The organism is Bacillus cereus group sp. BfR-BA-01382 (assembly GCF_022663475.1).
GTDB classification, from domain to species: domain Bacteria; phylum Bacillota; class Bacilli; order Bacillales; family Bacillaceae_G; genus Bacillus_A; species Bacillus_A thuringiensis_S.
The window spans coordinates 1-4,331 of sequence record NZ_JAKUFQ010000187.1; the positions used below are offsets into that span (position 1 = coordinate 1).

A 4,331-nucleotide genomic window follows, 5' to 3' on the forward strand; every position below is an offset into this window, starting at 1 on the left:
TCTTCTCCATTTAATACAAATTTTGCTCGATTCATTAAGTTATTCATTGCAACATCCCCTCTCAAATTTATTATCTTATTGTATTAAAGTTACATCTTGTTTATAACGATTAAACCGTCTGAAACTTGTTCAATACCTGTTTACTATCGTTTATAACCTTAATTATTTTTTACTAATGCATCTTACTGTAAATAGATAACATCTATAACAAAAAAAGGTCGAACTATTGTCCGAACCTTGTCTAATACATAACTTACATAGATGATAGAGTTGTCATAGAATAGAATGTTGGCAATCCAAAAGCACCAATTAATGTAAGTAATAGTGGTCCCTGTAATACCATCGCTAACAATTGTCGTTTCGCAATTTTATTCATAATGGCTTCCAGTTGCATTTCTCTTACTTTATCAATCTGTCTTTCGAAACTTTCTCTAACGTCAACACCTTGTTCTAAGTTTAAGCGTACAAGAGATAATAATTCTTTTACCGCAAACACATCAACTTGGTCTTTTAATTTATCAATTGCTTTTTCTACAGAATGGATATCGCAATTTACAATAAACTCCTGAAGAAGCGGTCTCCATGCGTCACCTACATAAGGAATACTACCCTCAACAGCTTTTGTAAATGAAATATCTGCTGTTAAATATCCTCTTGTAATACGGATGAAATCTGGAAATCCTCCAAGCAATTTCTCTTTCGCTTCTGTAACTGAATTATTAAACAGAAATCCAAATAAGAAGAAAAAGGCAGAGAACCATATTAATGCAAATGGAACGGATACAGGTATTAGTATAATTAGAGCAACTACACCTATAATTTTCAAAGTAATATTCATTGCGATATATTGACTCGCATTAAAGTATTTATCCCATTTCGTTAACTTTAAATCTTTTTCTAATTCTTGGCTATCTCTAACTTTCATTTTAGGTACAACGTATTTCAATACAGGTCTTGTTACTTTGTCGATAAACGCTCTTGTTTGTTCATCATTTGTTAACTCTTCCTTATTATTGAATTGTAGTTGTTTTAACCGTTTTTTATGTGTTGAATGGTTTTCATTTAGAAAAAGGAACATGAAAACGTTTCGAATAAAAAACAGAAAACATATCGTCCCCAAAATCATAAAAATATACTTCATTATTACCATATCGAAAACATCTCCCTTCTTACTCTAATGGTGCACCAATTTTTTTATTAATGAACCAAATAGACCCCATAATGATTGCACAAATTACAGTTGAACCAATTTTCCCTGGTGTCGTGTTTAACATAAAATCTACATAACTATCAGAGGTTGCAATTTGATAGCTAATAAGCAGAGGAATGGCCGCAACCATAATATAAGCTTCTCGTACAGGTCCTGCTATTTCTTTTTTTAGAGTAGATTTCATTTTTCGATTCTCTTCAAATTGTTGGAATGCTTCACCTAATAAGTTTTCTCTTGCATCCTCTGTACCCAAGGTCATAGCAATTTGATAATAGTTAGATAATCTTTCTAAATATTTATTTCCTGTACGTCTTGCTAAGTTATCCATTGCATCTGTTGTTGGTATCCCTAACTCGATATCTAATACAGTTTGTCTAATTTCACTGTACATAGGTTCTTGCCCCTTGAAATCATATAGACTTTCTTTTATAGACTTAGGGAAATCATTTTGGGCTTTATAACGTTCTACGACTAAATTCATAAATGAACCAACTTGTTCTTCAATCATATTCAATCGTCTATTTTTAATAAACGCAATAATTTGACCAGGAATCATATACCCTACCATAATAAATAAGCAAGCTAAAATTGGGTTTGATGTCATCACCAGTACAAGGATTGGTAGTACAATAGCAGATGTGAACGACATTAATTTAAATTCACCATATGTCAATTTATACCCCGCTTGTAAACACATCGTTTCTACTGTATTCTTTGTGGAAACTTTCGCTTTTGTTTCTACCATTCTTTCTAACTTTAATTTCAATGCATTTTCCCTTAACTTTGAAGATGCTTGAGATTTTCTCATTGTTAACACTGATTTATCTTCTTTCATTTTTTCTTTGGTAGAAATGAAAATAATGGCTAACATAAAAACTGTAAATACAACTATCGCATATCCCATATATACAACACCACCTTTTATTTTTTATGCTCATGTTCCTTTTCAGCATCTCTTTATTTTATTATTACATTTTGAAAATTATTTAATAGTCTTTCATTGGCGAATATCGTTCTACAAAAAGAGCTTGTCATAAAGAACAAGCTCTCTTTTAGTAAGACATGTTTATGCAATTTTTAACTCTTCAGACCATCCCTCAACAAGAGGTTTCAACGTCTCAATTTTCACACCTCTTCGTAGCATATTTTTTGCTTTTTCTTGAGAGATTTTATTGACCATTTCAAAGTCTCCTTTTAAGAAGTCATATTCAAAAATCGTTTTTAAAGCGACTCTACCTTTTTCGAAGTCAAAGCTAACCTCTGTAATACTTGTTACTTTTCTTCCGATGTCAGGAATGTCATCTTGTAATACGATATAATCAACTGCACTACCTATAATACGCTCTACTACATCAATGCCTAACGTTGGCATAGCACTCAGATATTTTGTTACAAGCCTATTTACAATGTTCATAGGTTTACCCCCATGCATGGTAAATATCGTACTGTGACCTGTTTCCATAGCCTCTACCGCACTTTCCGCTTCTAAGCCACGAACCTCACCAACGCAAATATATTTCGGTTTTAAACGTAATGCAGTATAGATAATTTCTTGCAATGTAATTTCTAATTTAGGGTCATCATTTCTTACGGATACTAACTCTAACGTATGGTCATTTTTTGGGAATAGCTCTTGCGTATCTTCACAAACTAACATTCTTTTATTTGCTTGTGATACATAGTGGTCTAATAAAGCACGAATAGATGTCGTTTTCCCTGAACCTGTTAATCCACCATAAATAACGTTACATTCACCTAAAATTATCGTACCTAATAAGTCTGCAATTTCTTGACTCATTACATTGAAAGCAATAATATCTTTCAATTGCAGTTGGTCTTCTTTATGTTTACGAATTGTTAAAGAGAAATCTTTAGGCGAAACAGCCTTAGATGTAGCAGTATATCTATCACCATATAGCTCAAAGTTAACAATTTTCTTATTACCATTGTTAATCTCGTTTCCTGATTCTCGAACCAATCTATCAACAAACGCTTTATAATGTTCTGCACTTCTAAATGTCTTATGATATTTAACATTGACACCATTTTGCTCTACATAGATTTTATTCCATTTAAGGCAAAATATATCCGATACACCAGGGTTGTTCTGAGCATCAGCTAAAATTGAGTATCCCGAAAATTCCTCAACCATTTCTGCAATGAATAACTCTATGTTATTTTCATAACCTCTAACTTTTATGTTTTGACCATATACAATAGATTCAATTCTTTTTTTATAATCTTCTTTTCGCTTTCTGAGATATTTCTTGTCTTTAATTATGGCATCTTCTTTTATTTCTTCTTTTTGTTCATCCATCTCAGTTGTTAATTTCTTCGCTACTTCCCCCCTAACGAGTTCTAAAGCATCTTCAAATCCTAACACTCCCGAAGTATTTTTTGTACCTTTTACCCGTTGTAAGTCTTTTCTTAGTGATTTGAAATCTGTTTCCATTGCCATTTCAAATTCCCCCTTTTTTCTATTTGCTATTGTTGTTGTAGATAAAAAGGGGATGAAATATAACAAACAAGTGGGTTTACCTTGTTTGACATAAAAAAAAGACGTTTCAATTAGAAACGCTTTTTTCGTTCTTTCGATTTGTCTAAGTTTTCATATTCTTGTTCTAAGAATTGTAAATTTTCCATTTCCCAAATCTGGTTAGCTAATTTTGCAAATTCTAATCGTGCCTTTAATGTATTTTCGTTATTATCTAATACTACTGGTGTCCCTTCATATAATCTATTTAAGAAAATATTCTTTGGTAGCAATGGTATTTTTACATCTACATCAAAACCAGTTTGACTTAAGTGCTCAGAAGTGAAGATTAATTTTTCTCCTTCATTCTCGTTAGATGCTCCAGTATCTTCAATATCTTCATTAAGAATGTATTTCACTCTATCTAACACATCTAAATCTTTTAGGGTTTCTTTATAACGAGCATTATTTCGAACGTTATTAAAGTCCAGATTAATAATGTAGTAAGCAGTATTAGACAATCTTAACAACGGATATGTAGTGACATGAGCTAATGAGGAGTTTGTGTCGAGAATAATAACATCATACTCATCCACGATAGCTTCAATTAAATAAACATAATGGAATGGTTTAATATCTTCAATTTCA

At 31.8% G+C, this 4,331-nt stretch carries 4 protein-coding genes; all 4 read right to left on the bottom strand.

The window, feature by feature from the left end:
• Nucleotides 1-253 precede the first annotated feature (253 nt).
• Complete coding sequence (locus MR160_RS32840; protein ID WP_242299134.1) at nt 254-1,150, bottom strand: hypothetical protein; 897 nt, start codon at nt 1,148-1,150, stop codon at nt 254-256.
• A 19-nt stretch (nt 1,151-1,169) separates the two neighbouring features.
• On the bottom strand, nt 1,170-2,114 hold the full coding sequence (locus MR160_RS32845) for a type II secretion system F family protein (protein WP_098297280.1): 945 nt from the start codon (nt 2,112-2,114) through the stop codon (nt 1,170-1,172).
• 162 nt (nt 2,115-2,276) lie between these two features.
• Entirely contained in the window at nt 2,277-3,668 is a 1,392-nt protein-coding gene (locus tag MR160_RS32850) for a TadA family conjugal transfer-associated ATPase (protein ID WP_242299135.1), read from the bottom strand.
• A 110-nt stretch (nt 3,669-3,778) separates the two neighbouring features.
• On the bottom strand, nt 3,779-4,331 hold a 553-nt coding region (locus tag MR160_RS32855), incomplete at its 5' end, for a CpaE/TadZ family protein (RefSeq protein WP_481746745.1).

What these genes read in the sequence shown, in the direction of transcription:
- MR160_RS32840 (WP_242299134.1), bottom strand. Translation starts at nt 1,150, where the DNA reads ATGGTAATAATGAAGTATATTTTTATGATTTTGGGGACGATATGTTTT.
- MR160_RS32845 (WP_098297280.1), bottom strand. Translation starts at nt 2,114, where the DNA reads ATGGGATATGCGATAGTTGTATTTACAGTTTTTATGTTAGCCATTATT.
- MR160_RS32850 (WP_242299135.1), bottom strand. Translation starts at nt 3,668, where the DNA reads ATGGCAATGGAAACAGATTTCAAATCACTAAGAAAAGACTTACAACGG.